Annotated in this window: 1 pseudogene; it reads left to right on the top strand. The window is 65.1% G+C overall.

From position 1 onward, the window contains the following. Positions 1 to 218: pseudogene (locus NA197_RS23545) on the top strand (sodium-extruding oxaloacetate decarboxylase subunit alpha); the annotation flags it as partial.

Here is a 218-nt window from a genome sequence, read left to right as displayed (position 1 = left end):
GAGGTGCGCCTGCACCTGCACTGTCACGCCACCACCGGGATGGCGGAGATGGCCCTGCTGAAGGCTATCGAGGCGGGTGTTGACGGCGTCGACACGGCGATTTCCTCCATGAGCGCCACCTACGGCCACCCGGCCACCGAGGCGCTGGTCGCCACGCTTGCCGGCACAAAATATGACACCGGGCTGGATATCCTGAAGCTGGAGAACATCGCCGCGTA

Origin of the sequence: Salmonella sp. NW884, assembly GCF_051700745.1 — a bacterium.
Classification (GTDB): domain Bacteria; phylum Pseudomonadota; class Gammaproteobacteria; order Enterobacterales; family Enterobacteriaceae; genus Salmonella; species Salmonella enterica.
The sequence above is the reverse complement of the archived record's forward strand: the minus strand, read 5'-3'. Positions and strand labels throughout refer to the sequence as shown.